The following is a 23,753-nucleotide window of genomic DNA, read 5'->3' as shown; positions in this document are numbered from 1 at the left end:
ACAATGAGCCAGCTGGTCGTGAACAGGATCGACGCGTTCCGTGGAGCCGTATATCTGCCGGGCGACGAAGGGTACGAAGACGGGCGCAAGTCGCTCAACCCGGCGGTCGACGCGCGGCCCGTCATGGTGGCCGAGGCGGCCGGGCGCGACGACGTACGGGCCGCCGTGGTCGCCGCCGCCGCGCGGGACCTGCCGCTCGCCGTGCAGGCGACCGGCCACGGCACGCACGTGCCGTCCGACGGCGGCATCCTGCTCAGGACGTCGCTGCTGGACACGGTCGAGATCGACCCGGCCAGGCGGGTGGCCCGGGTGGGGCCGGGCGTCCGGTGGGGCCAGGTGCTGGCCGCCGCCGCGCCCTACGGCCTGGCGCCGCTGTCGGGCTCCTCGCCGCAGGTCGGCGTCACCGGTTACACGCTGGGCGGCGGGGTGGGGTGGCTGTCGCGCCGGTACGGGTTCGCCGCCGACAGTGTGCTGAGCGCCGAGGTGGTCACCGCCGGCGGACAGGTCGTGACGGCCGATCCGGAGGTGCACGGCGACCTGTTCTGGGCCCTGCGGGGCGGCGGCGGGAACTTCGGCGTCGTCACGTCGCTGGAGTTCAAGCTGTACCCGGTGGCGCAGGTCCACGCCGGCATCGCCTACTTCCCGTACGAGGTGGCGGGCGAGACGCTGGCCCGCTACCGCGACTGGGCCGCGACCGCGCCGGACGAGGTCAGCACCGCCGTGATGCTGACCGGCCTGCCCGACGGCCGGCGGGCGCTCGGCATCAAGGCGATGTACGCCGGGCCGCCGGAGCGCGGCAGGCAGGTGCTGCGGCCGCTGTGGGAGACGGCGGGTCCGGCGCTGGTGGACGAGATGCGCACGATCCGGTACGCCGACGCGGCGATGGGCGGCACCCCCGCCCGCTACCTCGACTTCTTCGACACGCTGCCGGACGAGGTGATCGGCACACTGGTGGCGACGGGTGCGCACGCGACCGTGGAGATCAGGCACTGGGGCGGCGCGATGGCCGCCCCCGGGCCGGACGCCGGCCCCGTGGGGCACCGCGACGCGCCCTTCTCCGTCATCGTCGACCAGCACTCGCCCGGTCTGGCCGAGGCGCTCGGCCGGCACGGCACCGGCGGCACGTTCCTCAACTTCCTGGCGGACCGCACCAGGGTGCGCGACGCCTACACACCCGGCGACCACACGCGACTGGCCGCCGTGAAGAAGGCATACGATCCCGGCAACGTGTTCCGGCTCAACCACAACATCGCGCCCCGGTGACCTGCCATGGCCATGGTCAGATCGTGCGACGGGACCTCGATCGCGTTCCGCCGGTACGGCGCGGGGCCGGCGATCGTGCTGGTGGGCGGGGCTCCCGGAGTGGCCGGACGGCTCGCGGGCCTGCTGGCGGCGGGCTTCACCGTCTTCCATCATGACCGCAGGGGCACCGGTGACAGCGGCGACACCGCGCCGTACGCACTGGCCCGCGAGGTGGAGGATCTGGAGGCCGTCATCGCCTCGGCAGGTGGCCCGGTATCCCTGGCCGGACTCGGCTCCGGCGCCGTCCTGGCCCTCGAAGCGGCCCGCACCCTGCCTGGCATCACCCGGCTGGCGCTCTGCGGCCCGACGTCGCGAGCACGTCCGCACACACCGCTGACCCACCCGGCCGCCCCCGACCTCCCCGTCACACGATTCACGCCCGCCCCTGGCCCGCTGGGCACGGGGGTCACGGCCGCCCCTGGCCCGCTGGGCACGGGGGTCATGGCCGCCCGGTGGTCGTGCGTCTCGATACCGACGTTGGTCCTGGACGAGCCCCCGACCTGTGATGAGCCCCCGGCCGGTTCCGCCGCCGACGGCTCGGCCTTCGACGGCGAGCACCTGGCGAGGCTGTTGCCGGACGGCCGCCACCGGTCCGTGTCCCCTCTGGCACCCGCCACCCTCGCCCCCCACCTGGCCGAGTTCTTCACGACGAGTACGCAGCCACCATGCCGACGAGCATCCCGGTGGCTCCCAGTGCGGTGATCGCGGAGCCGGCGACCACCGCCGCCCTGCGGCCGCGCCGTACTCCCAGCCAGTACATGATCACGTACGGCAGGAAGCCGAGTCCGCCCAGTCCCACCGCGGGCAGCGTGGCGGCTGCCAGCACGCCCCGCACCCCGTCGGGCAGGGCGCGGTCGCCGTCGGGGGTGAGGCGGGCGTGGGTCACGTCGCCCGCCCGCGAGTCCGGGGATGCCTTCACCAGGACGGGAGGCGCGCCGGAATCCGGGACGAACCGGCCGCGGCAGTCGTACCTGCCCTCGCCCAGCGCCGCGCAGGAGACCACGGTGAGCGTCCCGGGTGTGCCGGTCCTGCCCAGGGCGAGCTCGAAGTCCGGCACCGACAGCGCCACCGGCGCCAGGCACACCACCAGCCAGAGCAGGACGACGATGATCCTGCCGACCGGCCCGGGTCCGGGGTTTCCCCGGCCGGCGGGCACCACCATCTCGAAGTCGTTCATCGGGCAAGGATGCCGAGCGCCACCTGACGGTTGGCTTGCAGGTGACTTGGCCTCAGCGAGGAGGACCGTCGGCCCTGCGCGTGGCGGTCAGATAGACGAGCGCGGCGGCGAGGACGAGCAGGGCGGTCCAGTCGTTGAGGCGCAGGCCGAGAATGTGGGGGGCGGGGTCGATGCGGAGCCATTCGATCCACACCCGGCCCGTGGCGTAGGCCGCGGCGTACACCGCGAACGTCCGGCCGCGGTCGAGCCCGAACCGCTTCTCGGCCCAGAGGACGAACCCGGCCACCCCCAGGTTCCACAGCGACTCGTACAGGAACGTCGGATGGTAGGTGGCCGTGGCCGCGAGGCCCGGCGGCCGGTGGGCGGGGTCGATCTCCAGCGCCCAGGGCAGCGTGGTCGGCCGGCCGTACAACTCCTGGTTGAACCAGTTGCCCCAGCGGGCGATCGCCTGCCCGAACGCGATCCCGGGGGCGACGGCGTCGGCGAAGGCGCGCAGGTCGATGCCGCTGCGGCGGCAGGCCAGCCAGGCGCCCACCGCGCCGCCCGCGAGCGCGCCGAAGATGCTGATCCCGCCCTCCCAGATCGCGAAGGCGCGCAGCGGCTCCATGCCGGGGCCGAAGTACTGCTGCCAGTCGGTGGCCACGTGGTAGATCCGGGCGCCGACCAGGCCGAACGGCACGACCCAGGTGGCGATGTCCCCCACGGCGCCGGGCTCGCCGCCCCGCGCGACCCAGCGGCGGTGGGTCACCCAGGCGCCGACGAGGACGGCGAGCACCATCAGCAGGGCGTAGGCGCGGATCGGGATCGGGCCGAGGTGCCAGACGGCTTGGGACGGGCTGGGGATGGCGGTCACGCCGTCGAGTCTGGTTCCGGTACGGCCACGCCCGCATCGAGCGGTCCGCCGATCTCACGATCAGTCGACTGGTTGATGCCGAGCCGACGGGTGGCTGATTATCGTCAGCGGTGTGGAGTCCTGGGAGCGGTCGCGGCGCCGGTGGCAGCACGCCTTCTTCGCCTCGTGGCTGGTGCTGACCTCGGGCGGCGCGCTGATGGAGGCGGGCCAGGTCCTCCCGGTGGTGCTGGTGGCCGGGCTGGCCGCCTGGTACGCGGTGTGGTTCGTGCTGCGCTCGCCGCCCTCGGGCGACGTGCCGGTGCCTTACGTGCTGGGCGGCGGGCTGCTCTGGCTCGGGCTGTTCGCCGTCGACTCCTCCTTCCTGGTGGTCGGGCTGAGCGTGCTGGTGCCGTACTGCATGGACGCCGTGCGGGTCGGTCTGGTCGCGGTGGTGTCGTGCGCGGGGGGCTGGTTGTGGCACCGGTTCCACGCGAACGGGACGATCACCTGGACCGAGATCGCCATCAGCGCGCTCATCGCGATCAGCGCGGCCACCGCGGTCGGCTACTTCAACGCGGTGGCCCGGCAGAGCGCCGAGCGCAAGCGGCTCATCGATGAGCTGCAGGCCGCGCAGGAGGCGCGGGCGGCGGCCGAACGGCGGGCGGGCGTCGCGGCCGAGCGGCAGCGGCTGGCCCGCGACATCCACGACAGCCTCACCCAGGGGTTCGCCAGCGTGGTGATGCTGCTGGAGGCGGCGCAGGCGACGCTGCCGGACAACAAGCACCTGACCCAGGCGCTGCGGGCGGCCCGGGAGAACCTGACCGAGAGCCGCCGCGTGGTGGGGGCGCTGCGGCCCGGCGAACTCGACGAGTGCGGCCTGCCGGAGGCCCTGCGGCGGCTGTCCGACCGGCTGTCCGACGAGACCGGCATCGAGGCGCACACCGTGATCACCGGCACGCTCCGGCCGCTGGACGCCCAGGTCCAGGCGGAGCTGCTGCGCGTGGCGCAGGAGGCGGTCGCCAACGTCCGCCGTCATGCCGCTGCCGAGCGGGTCACGCTGACCCTGTCGTACATGGAGGGCCTGGTCGTGCTGGACATCCATGACGACGGCGGCGGGTTCGATCCCGAGCGGGCCGCCTCCGGCCACGGCCTGTCGATCATGCGGGAGCGGATGGAGCAGCTCGGCGGCACCCTGCTCGTGGAGAGCGCTCCGGGCGCGGGCGCCACGGTCGTGGCCAGTCTGCCGGCGGTGGCGCCGATCGGGGCGCGATGAGCGTCCGGGTCCTGATCGCCGACGATCATCCGGTGGTCCGCGACGGCATCCGGGCGATGCTCGGCACCCAGGACGATCTGCTGGTGGTCGGCGAGGCGGTCTCCGGCACGGACGCGGTACGGCTGGCCCGCGACCTGCGGCCCGACGTCACCCTGATGGACCTGCAGATGCCCGAGATGGACGGCGCGACGGCGATCACCCGGATCCGCGAGCACGACCCCGGCGCCAAGGTGATCGTCCTGACCACGTACGACACCGACGGCGACATCTCGCGGGCCATCGACGCGGGAGCCATCGGCTACCTGCTCAAGGACGCCGGCCGCGAGCAGTTGTTCGACGCGATCCGGGCGGCGGCGCGCGGGGAGAGCGCGCTGTCGCCGGCGATCGCGACCCGGGTGCTGTCGTGGGCGCGGGCCGATGCGCGCGACGCTCTCAGCGGGCGGGAGATCGAGGTGCTCCGCGTGGTCGCCCAGGGGTTGAGCAACAAGGCCATCGCCGCGCACCTGTGCATCAGCGAGGCCACGGTCAAGACGCACCTGCTGCACATCTTCGCCAAGCTCGGCGTCGACGACCGCACCGCCGCCGTGACGGTCGCCGTGTCCCGGGGGATCCTCCGCCTCGGTGCCGGCTAGGAGGCCTGACGGTCGCCGCGCGCCGGCTAGGAGGCCTGGACGACCGGCACGCCCTCGCTCGCCTGGACCAGGACGAACCCCTGTCCCTTGAACGCGAGCTGCATCGCCTCGCCGCTGCCCCGGCCGATGAGCGCGCCTGCCTTCATGGTCCGGTTGACGCCGACGTGCAGGGCGGTGCTCCAGCAGACGGCGGACTGGCCGTCGGCGTAGGTCGGCATCGCGGCGGCGTCGAGCAGCACAGGAGTGCCGTGGGTGGTGATGGCCACCCAGCCGGTGCCGTTGAGCGTGGTGTTGAACAGCCCGCCCGCCGCGATGCCGGCGCCCTGCACCCGCTGGATGTCCCAGGTGAGCTGCGGCTGGAAGGCCAGCAGATTGCGCCCGTTGACGGTCAGGCCCTCGTTCTCCAGGTAGAACAGGTGGATGTCGTCGGCGTTGTCGGCGAGGTAGAGCAGCCCCTGGCCGCGCACCCGCATCAGCGACGCCCCCTCGCCGGTCATGGCCTTCTTGAACAGCTTGCCGATCCCGCCGGAGCCTTCGTAGTCGAAGTCCATCTGGCCTTGGAAGGCCACCATCGAGCCCTGCTTGGCCAGCACCTCGTCGGGGAGTTGGACCCGGAGCATCTTGCCGTTCTGGAGGGCGAAACCGGCGGGGAGCTGCTGAGCGTCCAGGTTGCCGAAGAATGAGCTGCGCACGTTCGACCCTTTCGAGAGTGTTCCGGACCCTCCACGATATGAGCTCAGTACAGGCCGGTGGCGGGGGTGCGCGTGGTCATCGTGCGCTGCGGGTAGCTGGGCCGGGTCAGGAGCGCTTGGGCGATGGCGGCCTTGGTCAGGGCGGCGCCGCGCAGCACCGGCAGCGCGGTCACCGCGAACAGCGCGCCGGCGGCCATGTTGAAGACCACGGCCAGCACCGGGCTGTCACCGAGGCCGAGCAGGCTGGGCAGGCTCTGGGAGTCGGTGAGGTCGGCGAGGAACCACGCGTAGAGCGGGGACATCAGCCCGGCGATCGCCCCGGCCCACCAGGTGACGGTGACGACGAACCCCACCACCGCGACCGGGAAGGCGATGATGGCGTGCAGCAGGTCCATGACGGCCTGGCCGCTGGCCAGCGGGTTCATCACGCGCCGGAACCAGCCTGCCGACACCGGCGCCTCGGCGTAGTCGGGCCGTTCCATGGGGGCGTCGAGCACGCCGGGCAGCGCGGCCCGCTCGACGTCGGCGAAGCGGCGGGCCACGAGGGCGGTCGCGGCCAGGGCGGGCAGGCCGATGAACGCGACCATGCTGCCCAGCCCGAAGGCGAGACCGGTCACGATCAGGCTGAAGGAGATGAGGGCGAGCGGGAAGGACAGCAGGAGATAGCGGCTGTCGGCGGCGACACGGTGCACGAAGGTCATACCCGCAACGCTAGGAGCGGAAGAGCTCCGGGTCTCTCCCGCTCACGGGCGTGCTGAGGTAGGGCGAGCCCTACCCGCTCAGGTCAGGGCCGCTCGCCGATCCGGTCGACCCAGCCGGTCTCCTCCAGGGTGACCCGCAGCAGCGACGCCGGCTTGTCCGCGTCCGCGACCTCGTACTGCAGCAGCTCGGCGGAGTCCGGATCGATGATCAGCCGGTACTCGATCCGCTCACCCTCGGGCGTGGTCTCCTTCGTCGTCAGGGCGGCCCCCGCGCGCCCCGCCGTGTCGGTGACCTCGCCCTGCGAGACGATGTCCCGCTGGCCCGCCAGCACCCTGAACAGCGCCTCCCGCGTCCCCGGCGTGATCGGCGCGCCCAGCAGGTCCACACTCGTCTGCCACAGGTAGACGGAGAACGCCTCCTTGACGCCCGGCTGCTGCCGGTAGAACTGCCGGAGCCGGCTCTCCAGCGCCTTCCGCTCGGTGGGGAGCTCGTCCACGTTGCGCATGTTCAGGGTGGGGTTGCTGATCGACAGGACGCGCTCGATGTCGTCGTTGTCCTCGGGGTTGCCCGCGTCCTTCGGGCGCAGATCGGGGCTGCCCGCCTGCCGCCACATCTCCTCGTCGGCGGGTGAGGCGAAGGAGATCTCCTTCTCACGTCCCCGCTCGGTGCGGTGCTTCATGCCCGACTCGCGTGGCCGCCACGACTCCCACGTGTCGGAGAGGTAGGCGTTGTACGGCAGCGTCGCGCTCTTGAGCTTCGTCAGCTCCCGATTCAACTCCCGCTCGGCGGCCTTCAGCTCGCCGGATTTGCCCTTGAGCTCCTCCTGGCGCTGCTTGTACTCCTTCACCAGGGCGTTGACCTTGGCGACGTACTCGCTCTCGACGTTGTGCAGCCGCTGCACGGTCCGGTCGCGCACGTACCAGTAGCGGCCGGAGTCCGCCGGGGTCCGGGTGGCGCTCTCGGCCGCCGCGAGGAGCACGGTGTGGGCGTCCAGCTTGCGGCTCTGCGCCGGGCGGGTGCTGGAGGCGGTGGGCGAGACGGTCGTGGGGGCGGCCTGCGGGGGCGTACCGGAGTCTGTCAGCCCCGGCACGACGACGACGGCGGTGGCGGCCACGCCGGCGGCCAGCGCGCCCGCCAGGATGAGCGGCCGCCCGCGCCTGATCCGCGCGACCGGCGCGGGCGGGGCGGCGAAGGCGGCCGCCAGATCGGCCGAGCGGCGGCGCTGGTAGGCCTCCTCGGTCAGTTCGTCCAGCCCTTGGGGCTTGAGCTGGGCGAACGTGCGGTCGTTCATGTCGTCCTCCTCGGGGATGCTCGGCATCAGGCCTCCTCGACGAACCGCTGCGGTGCGGCGGTCCGGAGGTGGGGCGTGGCCGATCTCGACTGGGTGTGCAGCGCCCTGCCCAGGCGCTTGCGGGCGCGGTGCAGCCGGACGCTGTACGTACGGGTGGAGCAGCCCATGACGGCGGCGGCCTGCTCGGGCGGCAGGCCGTGCCAGGTGGCCAGGGCCATCGCCTCCACGTCCTGCTCGGGCAGCGCGGCCAGTACGGCGAGCGCCAGGTCCCTGTCCACGACGTGTTCGGCGACGTCCCAGCTCACCCGGTCCCGCTCGGTGGTGAGGGCGGCGACCCGGTCGAGCAGCGCCCGCAGCCGGAACCGCGAGTCACGCTGCTTGGCCAGCAGGTTGCGGGCGACGCCGAGCAGCCAGGGCAGCTCGAGGCTGGGTAACTCGCCGATCCGCCGCCAGGCGATCAGGAACGTCTCGCTGCACACGTCCTCGGCCACGCCGCGCTCGGCCCGCAGCAACGCGTAGCCGAGCACGGCGCGATAGTGCCGGTCGTAGAGCTCGGTGAATCGTTCTTCGGGATCGTTCACATGCAGTAGTCCTCCCGGGCGCCCCAGGATTACCACCACACATCAACTTTTCTCACGACAAACCGACGGATGCGCCGAACAGCCCCTCAGACCCCGGAACGCAGGCGCGTCCCGGGGCGCGGTCAGGAGGTGGCGCCTCCACCCAGCAGCCCCGGGGCGGTCAGGAGGTGGCGCCTCCACCCAGCAGCTCCGCGACGGCGGTCACGGTGGCGGGATGCCGCGTGAGCAGTGCGCCCGCCGGCCCGGAGCCGGACGGGACGGCCTGGCCGAGCGGCTGCCAGCCACCCTCGCAGCCGAGCAGCGCCGCCACCGCGTCGATCGCCGCCGGATGCGCGGCCAGCAGCTCGGCCACCGGCCCGCCGGCGACGACCGGCCGGGCTTCGGCGCGCGGCGCGGGCCGGGCCGTCCACGGCGGCACCCAGGCGTCCACGGCCGCCAGGGTGCCCGGGAACGTGCGCCCGGCCTCGCGGACGAGCACCGGCACCAGCTCGGGCGCCTCCTGGCGCAGAGTGGTGATCAGCATCGGCAGCCACGGCAGCAGCACCTCGTCGGGCAGCCGGGCGAACGCGTTGGAGATGACCTCGACCACGAACGGCGTCAGCGCGGGCGCGGGTTCGAGCGCCTGGACGAAGCCGCTGATGTACTGCGGGAACGACGGGATGACGAGCGGGTTGGCGAGCAGTTCGTCGCAGCGTTCGCGCAGCTCGGCCAGCGGCAGCACGCCGAGCCGGAACTGCGCGCCCCACAGCAGCGCCACCTTGCCGGGGGTCTCCGGATGCGACTGCCGCACGGCGAGCTCGAGCTGGGCGCGGTCACAGCCGAGGGACAGCGCCAGGCCCTCCATCGAGGACAGGAAGCCGAGCATGGCGGCCACCTGGCGGACGCCGATGTCCTCGGCCACGAAGGCGCTCGGCAGCAGGGTGCAGTAGTGCGCGTAGCCGGTGGTGACGAAGCGCTCGCACCAGTCGGGCAGGGCGGGCTCGGTCGCGCGGTAGTGGGCCAGCAGCCTGCGGATCCCGCGCAGCACGTCGGGCGCGTCGTCCACGGTGCGCTCGGCGGCCAGCAACTCGACCGCCCGCGCGCCCAGCTCCTCGGTGAGGCGCCGGCTGCCCAGGAACACGATGGCGTCCTCGACCGCTTCGAGCGCGACGGCGGCGGTCGCCTTGGGGTCCCACACGCGGCGGCGCAGCCGCTGCTCCAGCACCTGCTCGACGGTGACGCCCTCGTAGCCGAGCTCGATGAGGGCGCGCTGGTGGTGGCCGAGCGCCAGGTCCCAGCTCTCCTGGACGGACCGCTCACCCAGCCGGCGACTGCCCATGATGGGCCGTACGGCTCCGTCGGGGAGCAGCCGGTGCAGGATCCACAGCAGGTGCGAGCAGGGCGCCAGGGCGGGGTCGGCGTTGAGGTCGAGCAGCGCCCGGTGCACGGCGCGCTTCTTCAGGTCGAAGCCGAGCGGCGCGAGCCGGTCGTAGACGTCCTGGGCCAGCGGCGGCATCGCCGTGTAGCCGACCTCGCCGATCCGGTCACCGCCGAGGAGGATCTCGCACAGGCGGCGCACGTCACGGCGGCCCGGCACGGTGTCCTTCTCGATGCAGGTGACCGCGGCGTCCTGGAAGTCGTACGGGGTGGGCCGCGCCCTGTTGCGCATGCCGGCCAGCAGGATCGAGGTCTCGAACACGGCGATGGCGTCGGCGGTGCTGGCCAGGTAGCCGTTGCGACGGGCCAGCCGGACGATGTCCACGCTCCAGCCGAGCAGCTCCGCCTCGTCCAGCTCGTCCAGGACCGGCGGCCTGGACAGAAAGCCGGACAGCCGGTCGGCGAGCGGCTCCCGCCGGACGGGCGACGCCGCCTTGCGGGCCCGCGCCGGGCGCTTCGACGCGTGCTCCTTGAGCTGGTACGGCTTGACGCCGCCGCGCGACACCGCCTTGGCGAAAGTCGCGGCGGCGATGGACACCGAGCCGCCGGCCAGGCCGAACTGCTCCTCGATGGCCGAGTGACTGGCCGGGACGATGCCGTACAGCCAGGTGGTGGCGGTGCGGGGAGTGATGGCGAACTCCGTCCGCTCCGCCGCCAGCCCGAACTCCTCGACCCGGCTGGCCGCGTGGAAGGCGCCGCACACGTACAGGCATCGTTCGGGGTCGGCGCCGGAGGTGGCGAGGTGCTCGCGCATCCGCGTCCACATGTAGCGCTCGCGGTCCTCGTCACGGGCCAGCCGCCCGGCGTCGTCCGGGCCGAGGCGCCTGAACAGGCTGCCGATCAGCACCATGACCTGCCGGTAGGTGTCGTAGTCGGCGCCCGCCAGCGGTTGTTCGACGTACTGGTCCCACCACTCCGACCAGTGCCGGACCTTGCCGTGGTGCAGCAGGTGCTCTTCGAGCTCGGCGAAGCGCGGACGCAGGTCGCCGATCTCCATGCCCACCGCGTCGGCGGGCTGGTCGGGCTGTTCCTGCGGTGACCACTGGAAGACGTGGTCCGCCGAGCGGTCCACCAGCACCAGCTCGACGCCCGGCGTGTCCAGCGCGTACGCGATGGCCTGGTATTCGGCGGACGCCTCGGTGATCGGCGCGACGACGCTGAGCGGCCCCCAGGCGTCCGGGAAGCCGTCCAGCTCGGTCGCGAACGCCTGCAGCGACACCGGCAGGCGGCAGTTGCGCAGCTCGTCGAGCACCGGCCGCAGGTCCTCGCACAGCTCCAGGTAGATGACCTCGGGCTGCTTGTCACGCAGCCGCCGCGCCATGGCCAGCGCCGAGCCGGGCGAGTGGTGGCACACCGGGAAGATCTCCAGCTGCTCGCCCAGCGCCCGGTCGACGTCGTCGACCATGCCCGACAGGATGCCGGACAGCGCGCCGGGCGTGCCGGCGAAGGCCGCCGCGGCGTCGCTCAACTGCTCGCGCAGGGCGGCGAACGGGCTCTGGGTCATGAGAGCGTGGCGATCGCCTGGCGGCCGCCTTCGAGGAAGTCCACCCACTCGCCGCCGTCCTTCTTGCTGCGGGGCTCGATCACGCCGTGCCAGTACTTGTTGAGGATGGCCAGGTCCTCGGGCTGGCGGCGGGCCAGCGAGCCCACCAGCGAGCCGGCGAGCGTCTCGGCGCGCAGCGTGCGGTCGCCGAAGAAGTTGCTGTGCAGGATCGCGTCCTCCAGCACGCCGATCTGCTCGGCCGTGGACAGCGCCGACTCGAGCTTCTCGTCGTCGCTGCGCGCCGAGGCGGCCGCGGCGCGCAGGTCGGCGAAGCTCTGCAGCAGGATGTCCAGCAGCGTCGGCGGCAGCTCCAGCTCGATGCGGTGGCGGCGCAGCAGCTCCACCGTGCGGAAGCGGACGATCTCCGCCTCGCTCCGCTTGTTCGTCACGACCGGGATGCGGACGAAGTTGAAGCGCCGCTTGAGCGCCGACGACAGGTCGTTCACGCCGCGGTCGCGGCTGTTGGCGGTGGCGATGATGGAGAAGCCCGGCTGGGCGAAGACGATGTTGTCGTCGTCCAGCTCGGGGATGGAGACGTACTTCTCCGAGAGGATGGAGATCAGCGCGTCCTGCACGTCGCTGGTCGAGCGGGTGAGCTCCTCGAAGCGGCCGATCACGCCGCCCTCCATCGCCGTCATGATCGGCGAGGGGATCATCGAGTCACGCGACTGGCCCTTGGCGATCACCATGGAGACGTTCCACGAGTATTTGATGTGGTCCTCGGTGGTGCCCGCCGTGCCCTGGACGACCAGCGTCGAGTTGCGCGAGATGGCGGCGGACAGCAGCTCGGCGAGCCAGCTCTTGCCGGTGCCCGGATCGCCGATCAGCAGCAGGCCACGGTCGGAGGCGAGGGTGACGATACTGCGTTCGACGAAGCTGCGGTCGCCGAACCACTTCTGCGGGATCTCCCGGTCCAGGCCGTCGGAGCGCTCGGAGCCGAGCACGAACAGCCGGACCATGCGCGGGCTGAGCCGCCAGGAGAACGGCTTGGGGCCGTCGTCGATCGACTCCAGCCAGTCGAGCTCTTCTGCGTACTTGACCTCGGCGGGGGCACGCAGCATCTCGTCGGTCATTTCCAGGGTCTCCTAGTTGAGGAAGCTCTTGAGCTCGAACACGAGTTTGCGGATGTGGCCCGAGATCACGGGCGTGCCCAGGTCCTTGAGCTTCTCGCGGAACCAGGGGTCCACGCTCTGGCTGCCTGAGCTGTTGACCGACCCGACAGGGATGAGCTTCACCCCGGACCGGTGCACTGCCTCGAACTCACGCTGCAGGTCCCGGTTGTCGTAGAAGTCGGAGATCCACACCATCGCGGTGTTACGCGGGTCGAGAACCTTCGGGCGGGCCTGCGCCATCGCGACCAGGCCGTTCGTGCCACCGCCGAGTTGGGTACGCAGCAGCACCTCGAACGGATCGTGCACCCATGGGGTCAGGTCGAGCGCCCGCGTGTCGTAGGCGATCAGATGGACGTCCACCTTGGGCAGACCGGCGAAGATCGACGCCAGGATGGTGCAGTTGACCATCGCGTCGACCATCGAGCCCGACTGGTCCACGACCACGATCATCCGGGCCGGGGTGGTGCGCTTGGCGGTGTGCCGGTAATAGAGGCGGTCCACGTACAGGAGCTGATCTTCTGGGCTCCAGTTGGGGAGGTTCTTCCAGATCGTGCGCTCGATGTCCAGGTTGCGGAACACCCGCTTCGGCGGCACCGACCGGTCGATGGTGCCCGCGCTGGTCTGCCGCACCTGCGTGCGCAGCACCTCGGCCACCTCGTCGACGAACCTGCGGATCAGCGCCTTGGCGTTGGCCAGCGCGACGTCGGACAGGTTGTCCTTGTCGCGCAGGAGCTGCTCGATGAGGGACATGCTGGGGGTGAGCTGCCTGGCCAGCGCCGGGTCGGCGAGCACCTCGCGCAGCCGCATGCGGCGGACGAGGTCGCCCTCCAGCTTGCCCAGCACGCCCGCCAGTCCGCCGTGGCCGTCGCCCCGGCCTGGACCATGGCCGCCGCCCTGCTGGGTGCGCAGGTCGCCCGGCTGGTGCCCGAGCGCCCGCTCCAACCAGCCCGCGTCCTGCTGCCATCCGGCCAGGTCGGTGGCGGTGATGTTGCCATGGCCGGTCGCGAACAGGTTCAGCAGGAGCTTGGCGGCCAGCGCCGCCGTACGGGCCCGGTCCCTGGGCCGCTCGTCCTCGCCCGGGAGCATCAGGGCGTCGAACTCGGCGGCCAGGTCGGGGAAGCGCTGCACCAGGGTGTCGACCGACACCGACGGGTCGAGCAGCGCGGTGGGCAGGCCGAGGTCCTCGACGACGGCGACGCTGGCCGCCTCCAGGGACGGCTGCTCGTCGGTCTCGAACACGCGGGCCAGCAGCCGCCAGAGCAGCACCTGGCGCCGATTCTCCTCGGCCGTGGCCACTTCCTGCGCCGAAGTCGTCTGAGGTGCCGTCGCCGCCTGAGGTGCGGTCGTCGCCGGCTCCGGGGTGGTCATCGGCGCAGCAACCGTCCGGCTCGCTCGCGCAGGACCGTCACCGCGTCGCCCGCCCTGGCCAGTGACCTGACCACCTTGGGATCGGTGGGCCCCTGCGCCCAGGCGCCGGTGTGCTCCTCCACCGGCTGTTTCTTGACCGTGGCCTGGATCGCGAGTGGCTGCAGCAGCCACCGGCCGGCGTCCCAGCGCAGCAGCCCGACGCACGCGGTGGAAGTGGCCATGAGCTTCGGCGTGAGCGGGCCCGAGGAGGGCAGGCGATCGACGGCCACCGCCAGGTCGTGCCCGTCCAGCGAGATCCGGTCGCCGGTCTTGGCCGTGGTGTAACCCTCCAGGAACACCGGCTCGGCGATGCGCGCCGGATGGCGGTCGAGGGGCGGCGTGGCCGGCGCGAGCGCGCCCGCGAGCATGACCCGGGCGGTGGCGAACGGGTCGGCGGCCCCCTGCGGAGCGGCCCGATCCTCCTGCCACACCAGGTCGCCGCCGCCCAGCAGAGGCATGTCGGTGATCTCCACCGATCGTCCCCCGGCCAGCGCGCCCGTCAGCACGGGGTAGCCCTCCAACAGCGACCAGATCGCCGGGCCCACGATCGTGTCCACCTTGCCGGCGGAGACGGCGGCCCGCACCACCCTGGCCTCGCCGCCGGCGGACTCCAGCACGGCGTGCACCTGCGCCTGCACGACGGTCGCGTGCTCGTGTACGTCCACGCCGAGGATCAGCAGCCGGCCCGAGACGAGCTCCGCCGGCTCAGGAGTGCCGAGCCAGTCCGGCTCGGACAGCAGCACGGCCCGCGTCCACAGGTCCGCCCACCGGCGCACCGGCACCTTCTCCATGGCCGCGACCGGCGACGACGCCCTCAGCTCCCCCGCCAGACCGTCCGTCAGTACGGCCAGCCGCCGCAGGCCGGGCTCGGCCAGCACCGCTTCGATCGCCTGGTCAGCGGCGGAGGCCAGATCGTGGCCGACCCCCCGCCAGCCGGTGATGGCCAGCTCATGCAGCCAGGACCGGCAGCCAACGAGCAGATTCCCCATCGCAGCGCCAGCCCCACCCACAGCCGCCGCGGTTTGGGCGGTGGAGCCCGGCCCTGCCGCAGCTTGGGCGGTGGGGCCCGCCCCGGCCGCAGAACCCTCGGCGGGTGCGGGCGGCCAGGGTGCTCTGGTGCGGCCCAGGGAGTCGTCCAGGTGGGTCAGCAGGGCGTCGTGGACGGCGCCGAGGAGGGCGGCTCGCGCGCCGGCCAGGGCCGTCAGGTGCTCGCCCGCCACCGATCCGGCGGCGACCTTCTCGGCCGCCTCGCCGGCCCGGTCGCCGAGCGGCGTGGCCGCCACGGCTCCGGCCAGGCCGATGATCGCCTGCGTGCCCCGCTCGTCCAGCCGGCCGAGGCCGTTGGCGAGCGCCTCGTCGAAGGCCGTCACCAGCTCCAGGGCCTCCGCCGCACCGGGCGGGTCCTCGGCCAGCGCGGCCAGCTGCATCGCCAGCATCAGCGCACCGCCCCGGAGGCCGGGAACCAGTGCAGCTCGGGCAGCGGCGCCGTGGTGGCGGGCAGCTCCAGGTAGGCCAGGTGGCGCAGGAAGCGGCTGAACACGACGGCTGCCGGGGCCGGCTCGTGCTGCCCCTCCAACATGGACCGCCGCAGCTCCCCGGCATCGGTGCTGTCGGGGTCGGGGACCCGCAGGTAGCGGGCGACCCGCTCGATGCCGTACTGCACGACCGCCTCGTCGACCAGCGACCGCAGGTGCTTGCAGGGGTAGCCGGTCAGGCCGCCGCACTGCCGGTTGTTGTTGGTGCTGCAGTTGTAGGCGTAGGTCCCGGCGGCGATCGAGGAGACGTACACCCGCTCGATGTCCGAGCCGCTCGACACCACTCCCTGCAGACGCCCGTCGGCCAGCTCGACGAAGGGGACCTTCGCGAGCTTGCGCGGTTCGAGGGGCGGCACCACCCGGGTCACGCTGCTCTGCTCCCACGCGGTTAAGTCCGCGGTCACGATCCTCGACCTCCAGCACAAGACAGCTCGGGGAATGCCGCCGGCACGGCGACACCTACACGTACGGCTGATCAATGATCCGGAAATGTACCGGATGCCACCGACAACAACAGGCGGATTGGATCTTTGGCGGTACGCCGGAATCGTGCCTACCGGATCATCACCTTTCGGCGGATTGTAGGGGCGTATTTCCTAATATGAGGCTCCCCTACCGAAGCGAGACTTCATGCCGCACGACCACGAAGGACAGCGGGTCAGCAGGCGCAAGCTGATCGCCGGCATCAGTTCCCTGGGGCTGGGCAGCCTGCTCGCCGCCTGCGCCCCGGACGCCCCGCCCACCTCCCCGTCCGTGGCCGCGACCGCCACCACGGCGAAGGACCTCACGCCCCTGTTCGACAAGGCCGGCACCTGTAGGCTCACCCCCGCGACCACGGCCGGCCCCTTCTACTTCGATGCGGACCGCATCCGCGGCAACATCCGCGAGGACCGGCCCGGCGCACGCCTACGCGTCGCGATCAAGGTCCAGGACAGCGAGACGTGCGAGCCGCTGCCCAAGGCCGTGGTGGAGATCTGGCACTGCGACGCGGCCGGCTCCTATTCGGGCACCGGCTCCCCCACCTCAGGCGGCTCCAACTCCGGCCCCCAGTCCCCCACCTCAGGCAGCGGCTCGGCCGGCGCTCCGCCGGACGGCTCGGCCGACCTGAAGCCTGTGGACGACGCGCGGTACCTGCGCGGCGCCCAGGTGACCAACGCCGACGGCATCGTGGAGTTCACCACCATCTGGCCGGGCTGGTACCAGGGCCGGACCATCCACATCCACGCGATGGTGCACTTCACCGACGCTCGCGTGCTCACCACCCAGGTGATGTTCGACGAGGCGCTCAACACCGAAGTGCTCGCCCGGGCCCCCTACACCGCCCGCCCCGGCCGCGACACCCGCAACGACGACGACGGGATCTACCGCGACGACCTGCTGCTCACGGTCACCAAGGACGGCGACGGCTATCTCGGCGCGATCGTCTTCGCCGCCGACTCCGACCGAGACGGCGGCTGACCGCCGATCAGGCCGCCACCCTGCGCAGCGGGCTGACCGCCGTTCAGGCCGCCGCCACCCTGCGCAGCTCGGCGAGCTGCGTCCAGGACAGTACGGCGCTCGCGCCGAGCAGCGTGATCCCCGACAGGACCCCGCTCACGAAAGGCACCCACGCGAGCGCCGACGTGCCCGCCATGACGAACCCGGCGATGCCCAGCACCGTCGGGATCACCCCCGGCACCAGCATGCTCGGCGCCTTCCACACCGGCGCCAGCGCGACGAAGTGCGCGCCGACGACGAACGCGATCCAGGCCACGTTCACCTGCTCCGGCACCCCCAGCGCGCCGAGCACCGGCAGCCCGCCGAACAGCAGGACCACCTCCACACCGACGATCACCAGGTAGGCCTTGCCGAACATCGGCCCGCCCGCCGGCCCGCCCTGCGGCACGGCACCAGTTTTGATCATCCTTCCCGCCGTCATGTACACGAAGATCACGAACATGAGGGCGAGGACCGCCGCCACCCGCAGCAGGGTCCCCGCCAAGGAGGGCAGCGGCTCGTTCGCGTTGATCGCCACGAAGAGCATGCCGAATACGGCCCCAACCAAAAGCCCAATAAGACGTTGCATGAACGGCGACTTTACCGACCGGCCTACAACGTCATATCGGGTGACAGCGTCAGCGGCGCCGTATAGCGTCGCAGGGTTGTCAGAGTGTCGGCATACGAGGGCGGCGAGCGGTGCGTTCCTGGACGGCGTTACCCGTCGACAGGGTCGTACGGCTGGACGGCGCCGACGCCGACACGGTCGCGCTGGCCATCGACCCACTCCCCTCGGACGCGCCCGCGATCGTCACCTACGCCGCCGTCCAGGAACGCTCCACCACGTCCATGGTCACTTCCGTCCTGGACGAGCTGGAAGCGGCCGCCGCCGCCCTGTTCCCCGCGTGGCTGCCCGGCGCCGAGGGCATCGGCGGGCCGGGCGGCGCCGGCGTGCCCGCCGTACGCGTCCTCGCCCGGCGCAAGGCGGCGGACGGCGAGGACTTCGGCCCCTTCCTCGCCGGGCTCGCGGAACGGGCGCTGACTGGGCGGCCCAGCCGTTTCCCTCCCGAGATCAGGGCCGCCGGGCTCGCCAGAGCACTGGCCGCCAGCTTCGGCCGGTCACGCATGTCACTCCTGGTCCGGGTCCCCGACGGGCTCACCGACGCGGCGCAGGAGGTGCTGGTCGCCGGCTGCGAATGGCTGGCCCACCGAGGCGGCTTCGGCGTCTGGCTGGTCGGAGCCGACCTACCGGCGGTGGACCGGGTGCCGAGAGTGCCGTTCCCGCTGAAGCCAGGAAGTCCTGGCACCCTCACTCCCTCGCTGACCGCCGCCGAAGCCGGCCCGCCCCGGGTTCTCCCGGGAGCTCCGCCAGGGGATCGTGCCGCAACGCTCCCGTCAGCAGGCAGCGCCGAAATGCCTCGCGCGATCGTCAGCTATCCGGCGGTCGCGGGGCGGCCGCATCCGGCCAGTCCCAGTGAGCGGGCGCTGGAGGCCGCGCTGGGCTCGCGCGGCTGGGCGGCGGGGCGCGGCTGGAACCAGACGCTGTGCCCGCACCCGCTCGCCGGCCCGGTCCGGGTGGACCTGCTCTGGCAGGCGGAGCGGTGCGTCGTCGAGGTGGACGGGCCCGACCACAGGGGCGCGCTCAAGTTCGCCGAGGACCGCAGCCGGGACGTGCGCCTGCAGCTCGCCGGCTACGCCGTGCTGCGCTTCACCGATGATCAAGTGCTCACCGATGCCCAGGGCGTGATCCGCCAGATAGAGCTGTTCCTCCGGGACCGGCGTCGTGCCACTCAAGAAGGATGAGACATGTCAGAGCAGAACCTGTCGCTGCCCGAATTCTCGGCACTGATCGCCCTGGCCGTGACGGCAGGAGAGATCTCCAACAACGAGCTCTACGAACGCTTCGGCCTGAAGATCGACGGGGAAAGACGGCGCAGGCTGAACGAGCTGAAACTGGTGGACAGCTGGAAACAGGGCCGCCAGTACGTTCACATGCTGACCGACCAAGGCACGGCCCGCCTGGCGGAGGACCTGAGCGCGGGCCTGGTGCCGGCCCTGCCCGGCTCCGCGGGAAGCATCGCCCGCGCGCTGCTCGGCTGGCTCCCCCTCTACCTGAAGCACTCCGACCAGCGACTCGCCGACATCTTCCAGCCGTACGACAACCCCGGTTCTTCCGAAGGGATGGCCCCGCCATCGGCCCCCGAGGAACCGGAGGAACTGGAGGAACTGGAGGCGCGCATCCGAGCCGCCTACGCCGAGCTGGCGCCGAGGCAGGGCTCCTGGGTGGGGCTGGCCCGGCTGCGGCCACTGCTGGGCGACGTGCCGAGAGGGCAGGTGAACGAGGCGTTGACCAGGATGGAACGCCTGCCTGACGTGAACATCGTCCCGGAGTCCAACCAGAAGACGCTCACCCCCGGCGACCGCGAAGCCGGGGTGATCATCGGGGGGCAGGAGAAGCACCTGTTGTGGATCGGTGAGGCATGACAGACGCCAAGGCGCTCACCGCCCTGAGCTTCAACTACACCGAGGGCGCCGACGACGTGTGGCGTCCCTCCCCCTTCCATGTGGAGGGCCTGCACGGCGGCTCGACGAAGATCCTGCTCGACGGCCTGGCCGAAGCACGCGCCCAACCGGACGGCAGCCCCATCGGCGTGGTCGTGCAGGGTCAGCGCGGCACCGGCAAGACGCACCTGCTGGGCTGGCTGCGCGAGCTGACCCAGCGGGAGGGCGGCTACTTCGTGCTGGTCGGCCTGCTGGACGCGAAAGGCTTCTGGGAGAGCACCGTGGTGTCGATCCTGGACAGCTTCTCGCGGGCGGGCGAGGACGGGAAGTCGCAGCTCAGGGTGTTCCTGTCCCGCCTGGCGGCGTCCGTGGACGTGTCGCGGATGACCCGGCGGGCGGTGACGGGCAGGAAGGAGGTCACCCGCGACGAGCTCGACTCCTTCATCGGCGCGCTGCGCCGCCTCGACGAGCAGGTCGGCAGGGGCTGCCAGGACACCGCGCGGGCGCTGACACTGTTCGCCTCGGCTGACATGGGGATGCAGGACATCGGCGAGGCGTTCCTCTACTCGATGCCCGAAGGGGAGCCCGGCGAGCGCGCCCGGTGGGGCATCCGGCCCGTCGACAAGACGCCGCAGGAGATCGTCCAGGACATCTCGCGGCTGCTGGCGCTCACCGGGCCGACCGTGATCGCGATCGACCAGATCGATCCGCTCATCGCCCAGTCGTCGGCCGCGACCGATTCCGCCCTGTCCCCGGCCTCGCCCGTCTCCGGCGTGGTCCTCGACGCGGGCGGGAAGCTGCTGCTGGAGCGCATCGCGGGTGGGCTGATGGCGCTGCGGGAGGTCTCCCGCAAGACGCTGACGGTCCTGTCCTGCCTGCCGAACAGCTGGGCGCTGATCCAGCAGGAGGCCGTCGACACGGTCCGCGACCGGTTCAAGGAAGCGGTCCAGCTCATGACCATCCCCGACGCCGGCACCGCTCGCGAGCTCGTCACCAGGCGGTTCGAGGCGCAGTACCGGGCGGCGGGCGTCGAGCCGCCGTATCCGACCTGGCCGATCCGGCCCGAGGCCTTCGAGCGGGCCCCCGGCATGACCCCTCGGCAGCTCCTCATCGCGATCGAGGCGCACATCAGGTCCTGCGTACGGGACGACGAGGTCAGGGAGCTCACGACCTTCGACGGCGTGGCCGTGGGAACGCCGGCCAAGCCGACGGCACCGGAAGGGCTCACCGAGCCGGTGGCGCAGGCGGTGATCGCGCTGGATGCCCGGTTTGCCGCGTTGCGGGACGGGCGGCAGCCGCCGATGATCGACGGCGCGTCCGAGGACGTCCTGATGCCCGCACTCCTGGCGGCGGGCCTGTCGGCGTGGATCGCCGGCCAGGGCGAGAACGGCCTGACGTTCACCGTGGACCCGCCACCGAGCGCCAAACCGCCCCTGCACGCTCGCTTGCGCCAAATCCTGGACGAGTCCACCGAGGACGAGACGCACTGGGCGTTCCGGGCGGTCACCGCGAACAACGCCATCGCGGCGCTGAACCGGATCCGCAAGGCGTCGGTGGCGGCCGGGCTGGACGCCGAGGTCCCCAAGAGGCGGCTCTTCCTGCTGCGCAACCGGGACTGGTCAGGGGGCGAGCGCACCCAGGAGGTGGTCGCGGCGTTCGAACGCGCGGGCGGCCGGAAGCTGACCTTCAACGGCGACGACCTGCGCGTCCTGTCCGCACTCAGCGAACTCATCGCCGAGAACCCACCCCACCTCAACACCTGGCTCGCCGTACGGGATCCAGCGGGCGACGTCAGCTTCCTCAGAGAGGCCCTGACGGAGCTCTGGAGCGTTCCCACCCCACCGACCCCCACGGCGGCCACCACTCCGGGTAACGACCCTGAACGACCGCAGGACCGTACAGACAACCGTGAACGAGTGCAAGACCGTACAGACGACTCTGAACGAGCGCAGGACCGTACAGTCGTCTTTGCCGCGACCGGCGGAGCGGCGCAGTCGGCCCGTGCGGCGGGGCGGGGGGCGGCGGGTGAGGGGCCCGGCATTCCCGTCGGCAGGCGGATGGCCACCGGGGCGCAGGTGAGCGTCCCGTTGGAGGCGCTCAGGAAGCACACGGCGATCTTCGCCGGCACCGGCTCCGGCAAGACGGTGCTGATCCGGCGGCTGGTCGAGGAGTGCGCGCTGCAGGGCGTGTCCGCCATCGTGCTCGACCCGAACAACGACCTGGCCCGCCTGGGCGACCCGTGGCCGCAGGCGCCGCACGGCTGGCAGGAGGGGGACGAGCGGAAGGCGGCCGACTACCTGGCGGGCACCGAGGTGGTGATCTGGACGCCGAGGCGGGGGGCCGGACGCCCGCTGAGCTTCCAGCCGCTGCCCGACTTCGCGGCCGTGGCGGACGACCCGGACGAGTTCACCGAGGCCGTGGAGGTGGCGGTGGCGGCGATCGCGCCACGGGTCAAGCTGGAGGCCAGGACCGACAAGGCGCAGCGTGGGCAGGCGGTGCTCAGGAGGGCACTGGCCCGCTACGGCCGGCGGGGTGGCCGGAGTCTCAAGGGCCTGATCGCGCTGCTGGCCGACCTGCCGGACGGGGTGAGCGAGCTGGCGAGCGCGCCGAAGATCGCGGCCGAGCTCGCTCAGTCGCTGACCGCCGCGATGGACAACGACCCGATGTTCGGCGGCGGGGGTGAGCCGGTGGATCCAGGGGTGCTACTGACCCCGTCGGAGGGGCGCCGGGCCAGGGTGTCGGTGATCAGCCTGGCGGGGCTGCCGGGCGAGGAGCAGCGGCAGAGCTTCGTGGGGCAGCTCCAGATGGAGCTGTTCGCCTGGATCAGGCGGCATCCGGCGGCTGACCGGCCGTTGGGCGGCCTGTTCGTGATGGACGAGGCGCAGACGTTCGCCCCGTCGAACGGCCGGGTCACGCCCGCGACCCGCAGCACGCTGGCGCTGGCGTCGCAGGCCAGGAAGTACGGCCTGGGCCTGATCTTCGCGACCCAGGCGCCGAAGGGCCTGCACAACCAGATCCCCGGCAATGCCGCGACGCAGTTCTTCGGCCTGCTGAACGCCTCCGCGCACGTCAACACGGCCAAGGAGATGGCCCGGGCCAAGGGCGGCGACACCCCGGACATCGCCAAGCTGAGCACCGGTGAGTTCTATGTGGCGCTGGAGGGCCGGTCCTTCGACAAGGTGCGCGTTCCGATGTGCCTGAGCCACCACCCGAAGGCACCGCTCACCACGGAGGAGGTCATCGCCCGAGCCGCAAGAGAGAGCGCTCTCTAACTCTCCTGCCAACCTGGCTACACGTTACAACCTGTCACTTGACAGAAGTTTCTGACAAGGCCAGTCTCCGTCTCAGGGAGCGCTCCCCCCCACGCTCCCCGAGACGGAGTCCGTATGCCCGCCTTACGACCGATCCTCATCCTGACCCTGCTGGCCGCGCTGCTCGGCGCCCCTCTCGTGCAGCAGCAACCCGCGTCCGCCGAGCCGGTACGGGTGGCGGAGTTCCTCGCCGACTGCCCCTACAGTCACCGGCTGCCCGACGACCCGATCGTCTTCCCCGGCCTGCCGGGTGCCTCCCACATGCACAGCTTCTTCGGCAGCCGCGTCACCAACGCCCACACGACCGTGACCGACCTGCTGAACGGCCCCAGCAACTGCAACCCGGCCGTGGACAAGTCCTCCTACTGGGTGCCGACCCTCTACAACAACAACGCCCCGGTCGAGCCGACCATCACCACGTTCTACTACCTGGGCGAGGGCGTCCGGCCGGACATCACCGCCCGGATCCAGCCGTTCCCGCTCGGGCTGCGGATCGTGGCCGGCAACGCCAGGGCCACCGGGCCCGACGCGACCACCATCGCCCGCTGGTCGTGCCTGCACGCCGGGCATGTCGTCGCGTCCAAGGACTTCGTCACCTGCCCGTCCGGCACGATGCTGGAGTCGTACCTCGACTTCCCGCAGTGCTGGAACGGCCGCGACCTCGACTCGGCCGACCACAAGAGCCACATGGCCTATCCGGTCGGCGACCAGTGCCCCTCCAGCCACCCCGTCCCGGTGCCCAAGCTGCGCCAGGTGCTGCGCTATCCGGTGAGCGGCAATCCGGCGAACTTCCGGCTGGCCTCCGGAGGCGGCTTCACCATGCATGGCGACTTCTTCAACGCCTGGCCGGTGGCGGAGCTGGAGCGCCGGGTGCGCGACTGCATCCGGCCGATCATCAAGTGCGGGGCCGACGGCCGCCCGTCATGATCGCGGTAGGGCGGGCCGCCCGGCCTGCCCTACCCTTACCGC

Annotated in this window: 21 protein-coding genes; 9 read left to right on the top strand and 12 right to left on the bottom strand. The window is 71.9% G+C overall.

Features of this window, described 5'->3' with window-relative positions; translation table 11 throughout:
* Positions 1-3: 3 nt before the first annotated feature.
* Both IEY87_RS08635 and IEY87_RS08630 read left to right on the top strand, forming a co-directional pair.
* A complete protein-coding gene (locus IEY87_RS08635; RefSeq protein WP_189137941.1) occupies positions 4-1,263 on the top strand; it encodes an FAD-binding oxidoreductase in 1,260 nt (419 codons plus the stop codon).
* A gap of 6 nt (positions 1,264-1,269) precedes the next feature.
* On the top strand, positions 1,270-2,004 hold the full coding sequence (locus IEY87_RS08630) for an alpha/beta fold hydrolase (protein ID WP_189137940.1): 735 nt from the start codon (positions 1,270-1,272) through the stop codon (positions 2,002-2,004).
* On the opposite strand, the gene IEY87_RS08625 is transcribed toward IEY87_RS08630, so the two are convergent.
* Together IEY87_RS08625 and lgt are read right to left on the bottom strand one after the other, a co-directional pair.
* Entirely contained in the window at positions 1,946-2,479 is a 534-nt protein-coding gene (locus IEY87_RS08625; RefSeq protein WP_225277705.1) for a hypothetical protein, read from the bottom strand. The two genes, IEY87_RS08630 and IEY87_RS08625, sit on opposite strands and share 59 nt — an antisense overlap.
* Before the next feature lie 52 nt (positions 2,480-2,531).
* The gene (gene lgt / locus IEY87_RS08620; RefSeq protein WP_189137939.1) at positions 2,532-3,332 is read right to left on the bottom strand and encodes a prolipoprotein diacylglyceryl transferase; all 801 of its coding nucleotides are present in this window, start codon (positions 3,330-3,332) and stop codon (positions 2,532-2,534) included.
* A gap of 112 nt (positions 3,333-3,444) precedes the next feature.
* Between lgt and IEY87_RS08615 the strand changes: the two genes are divergently transcribed.
* Together IEY87_RS08615 and IEY87_RS08610 are read left to right on the top strand one after the other, a co-directional pair.
* On the top strand, positions 3,445-4,584 hold the full coding sequence (locus IEY87_RS08615; protein ID WP_189137938.1) for a sensor histidine kinase: 1,140 nt from the start codon (positions 3,445-3,447) through the stop codon (positions 4,582-4,584).
* Positions 4,581-5,216: a response regulator gene (locus tag IEY87_RS08610; protein ID WP_189137937.1), complete on the top strand. Its 636-nt coding sequence runs from the start codon at positions 4,581-4,583 to the stop codon at positions 5,214-5,216. Before IEY87_RS08615 ends, IEY87_RS08610 begins: the two co-directional genes overlap by 4 nt.
* A 26-nt stretch (positions 5,217-5,242) precedes the next feature.
* On the opposite strand, the gene IEY87_RS08605 is transcribed toward IEY87_RS08610, so the two are convergent.
* The 9 genes from IEY87_RS08605 to IEY87_RS08565 all read right to left on the bottom strand — a co-directional run bounded on the left by IEY87_RS08605 (position 5,243) and on the right by IEY87_RS08565 (position 15,899).
* Complete coding sequence (locus tag IEY87_RS08605; protein ID WP_189137936.1) at positions 5,243-5,908, bottom strand: AIM24 family protein; 666 nt, start codon at positions 5,906-5,908, stop codon at positions 5,243-5,245.
* 44 nt (positions 5,909-5,952) lie between these two features.
* Complete coding sequence (locus IEY87_RS08600) at positions 5,953-6,609, bottom strand: sensor domain-containing protein (RefSeq protein ID WP_189137935.1); 657 nt, start codon at positions 6,607-6,609, stop codon at positions 5,953-5,955.
* Between the two features lie 83 nt (positions 6,610-6,692).
* Complete coding sequence (locus tag IEY87_RS08595) at positions 6,693-7,928, bottom strand: hypothetical protein (RefSeq protein WP_189137934.1); 1,236 nt, start codon at positions 7,926-7,928, stop codon at positions 6,693-6,695.
* Positions 7,928-8,482 carry an RNA polymerase sigma factor gene (locus IEY87_RS08590; protein WP_189137933.1) on the bottom strand — a complete coding sequence of 185 codons (555 nt, stop codon included), beginning with the start codon at positions 8,480-8,482 and terminating at the stop codon, positions 7,928-7,930. Before IEY87_RS08590 ends, IEY87_RS08595 begins: the two co-directional genes overlap by 1 nt.
* A 160-nt stretch (positions 8,483-8,642) precedes the next feature.
* A complete protein-coding gene (locus tag IEY87_RS08585; protein WP_189137932.1) occupies positions 8,643-11,402 on the bottom strand; it encodes a DUF5682 family protein in 2,760 nt (919 codons plus the stop codon).
* On the bottom strand, positions 11,399-12,514 hold the full coding sequence (locus IEY87_RS08580) for an ATP-binding protein (RefSeq protein WP_189137931.1): 1,116 nt from the start codon (positions 12,512-12,514) through the stop codon (positions 11,399-11,401). Before IEY87_RS08580 ends, IEY87_RS08585 begins: the two co-directional genes overlap by 4 nt.
* Before the next feature lie 12 nt (positions 12,515-12,526).
* Positions 12,527-13,921, bottom strand: a complete 1,395-nt coding sequence (locus tag IEY87_RS08575) for a VWA domain-containing protein (RefSeq protein WP_189137930.1) — start codon at positions 13,919-13,921, stop codon at positions 12,527-12,529.
* Positions 13,918-15,396 carry a hypothetical protein gene (locus tag IEY87_RS08570; protein WP_189137929.1) on the bottom strand — a complete coding sequence of 493 codons (1,479 nt, stop codon included), beginning with the start codon at positions 15,394-15,396 and terminating at the stop codon, positions 13,918-13,920. The genes IEY87_RS08575 and IEY87_RS08570 overlap by 4 nt, the downstream gene beginning before the upstream one ends.
* A complete protein-coding gene (locus tag IEY87_RS08565; RefSeq protein ID WP_189137928.1) occupies positions 15,396-15,899 on the bottom strand; it encodes a hypothetical protein in 504 nt (167 codons plus the stop codon). Before IEY87_RS08565 ends, IEY87_RS08570 begins: the two co-directional genes overlap by 1 nt.
* 226 nt (positions 15,900-16,125) lie before the next feature.
* Between IEY87_RS08565 and IEY87_RS08560 the strand changes: the two genes are divergently transcribed.
* Positions 16,126-16,953, top strand: a complete 828-nt coding sequence (locus tag IEY87_RS08560; RefSeq protein WP_189137927.1) for an intradiol ring-cleavage dioxygenase — start codon at positions 16,126-16,128, stop codon at positions 16,951-16,953.
* A gap of 43 nt (positions 16,954-16,996) precedes the next feature.
* On the opposite strand, the gene IEY87_RS08555 is transcribed toward IEY87_RS08560, so the two are convergent.
* Entirely contained in the window at positions 16,997-17,518 is a 522-nt protein-coding gene (locus IEY87_RS08555) for a hypothetical protein (RefSeq protein ID WP_225277704.1), read from the bottom strand.
* A 152-nt stretch (positions 17,519-17,670) separates the two neighbouring features.
* Here IEY87_RS08555 and IEY87_RS08550 point away from each other — a divergent pair, with 152 nt between their 5' ends.
* The 4 genes from IEY87_RS08550 to IEY87_RS08535 all read left to right on the top strand — a co-directional run bounded on the left by IEY87_RS08550 (position 17,671) and on the right by IEY87_RS08535 (position 23,711).
* The gene (locus IEY87_RS08550; RefSeq protein WP_225277703.1) at positions 17,671-18,774 is read left to right on the top strand and encodes an endonuclease domain-containing protein; all 1,104 of its coding nucleotides are present in this window, start codon (positions 17,671-17,673) and stop codon (positions 18,772-18,774) included.
* A 3-nt stretch (positions 18,775-18,777) separates the two neighbouring features.
* Entirely contained in the window at positions 18,778-19,455 is a 678-nt protein-coding gene (locus tag IEY87_RS08545) for a hypothetical protein (protein ID WP_189137925.1), read from the top strand.
* On the top strand, positions 19,452-22,745 hold the full coding sequence (locus IEY87_RS08540) for a helicase HerA domain-containing protein (protein WP_189137924.1): 3,294 nt from the start codon (positions 19,452-19,454) through the stop codon (positions 22,743-22,745). The genes IEY87_RS08545 and IEY87_RS08540 overlap by 4 nt, the downstream gene beginning before the upstream one ends.
* 114 nt (positions 22,746-22,859) lie before the next feature.
* Positions 22,860-23,711 carry a DUF1996 domain-containing protein gene (locus IEY87_RS08535; protein ID WP_189137923.1) on the top strand — a complete coding sequence of 284 codons (852 nt, stop codon included), beginning with the start codon at positions 22,860-22,862 and terminating at the stop codon, positions 23,709-23,711.
* Positions 23,712-23,753 lie beyond the last annotated feature (42 nt).

Origin of the sequence: Nonomuraea glycinis (assembly GCF_014646515.1) — a bacterium.
Lineage (GTDB): Bacteria > Actinomycetota > Actinomycetes > Streptosporangiales > Streptosporangiaceae > Nonomuraea > Nonomuraea glycinis.
This window is presented reverse-complemented; position numbering and strand designations above follow the sequence as displayed.

Coding starts and splice junctions, on each gene's coding strand:
- IEY87_RS08635 (WP_189137941.1), top strand. CDS start 4: ATGAGCCAGCTGGTCGTGAACAGGATCGACGCGTTCCGTGGAGCCGTA.
- IEY87_RS08630 (WP_189137940.1), top strand. CDS start 1,270: ATGGCCATGGTCAGATCGTGCGACGGGACCTCGATCGCGTTCCGCCGG.
- IEY87_RS08625 (WP_225277705.1), bottom strand. CDS start 2,479: ATGAACGACTTCGAGATGGTGGTGCCCGCCGGCCGGGGAAACCCCGGA.
- IEY87_RS08610 (WP_189137937.1), top strand. CDS start 4,581: ATGAGCGTCCGGGTCCTGATCGCCGACGATCATCCGGTGGTCCGCGAC.
- IEY87_RS08600 (WP_189137935.1), bottom strand. CDS start 6,609: ATGACCTTCGTGCACCGTGTCGCCGCCGACAGCCGCTATCTCCTGCTG.
- IEY87_RS08595 (WP_189137934.1), bottom strand. CDS start 7,928: ATGCCGAGCATCCCCGAGGAGGACGACATGAACGACCGCACGTTCGCC.
- IEY87_RS08585 (WP_189137932.1), bottom strand. CDS start 11,402: ATGACCCAGAGCCCGTTCGCCGCCCTGCGCGAGCAGTTGAGCGACGCC.
- IEY87_RS08580 (WP_189137931.1), bottom strand. CDS start 12,514: ATGACCGACGAGATGCTGCGTGCCCCCGCCGAGGTCAAGTACGCAGAA.
- IEY87_RS08575 (WP_189137930.1), bottom strand. CDS start 13,921: ATGACCACCCCGGAGCCGGCGACGACCGCACCTCAGGCGGCGACGGCA.
- IEY87_RS08570 (WP_189137929.1), bottom strand. CDS start 15,396: ATGCTGGCGATGCAGCTGGCCGCGCTGGCCGAGGACCCGCCCGGTGCG.
- IEY87_RS08560 (WP_189137927.1), top strand. CDS start 16,126: ATGCCGCACGACCACGAAGGACAGCGGGTCAGCAGGCGCAAGCTGATC.
- IEY87_RS08555 (WP_225277704.1), bottom strand. CDS start 17,518: ATGCTCTTCGTGGCGATCAACGCGAACGAGCCGCTGCCCTCCTTGGCG.
- IEY87_RS08545 (WP_189137925.1), top strand. CDS start 18,778: ATGTCAGAGCAGAACCTGTCGCTGCCCGAATTCTCGGCACTGATCGCC.
- IEY87_RS08540 (WP_189137924.1), top strand. CDS start 19,452: ATGACAGACGCCAAGGCGCTCACCGCCCTGAGCTTCAACTACACCGAG.
- IEY87_RS08535 (WP_189137923.1), top strand. CDS start 22,860: ATGCCCGCCTTACGACCGATCCTCATCCTGACCCTGCTGGCCGCGCTG.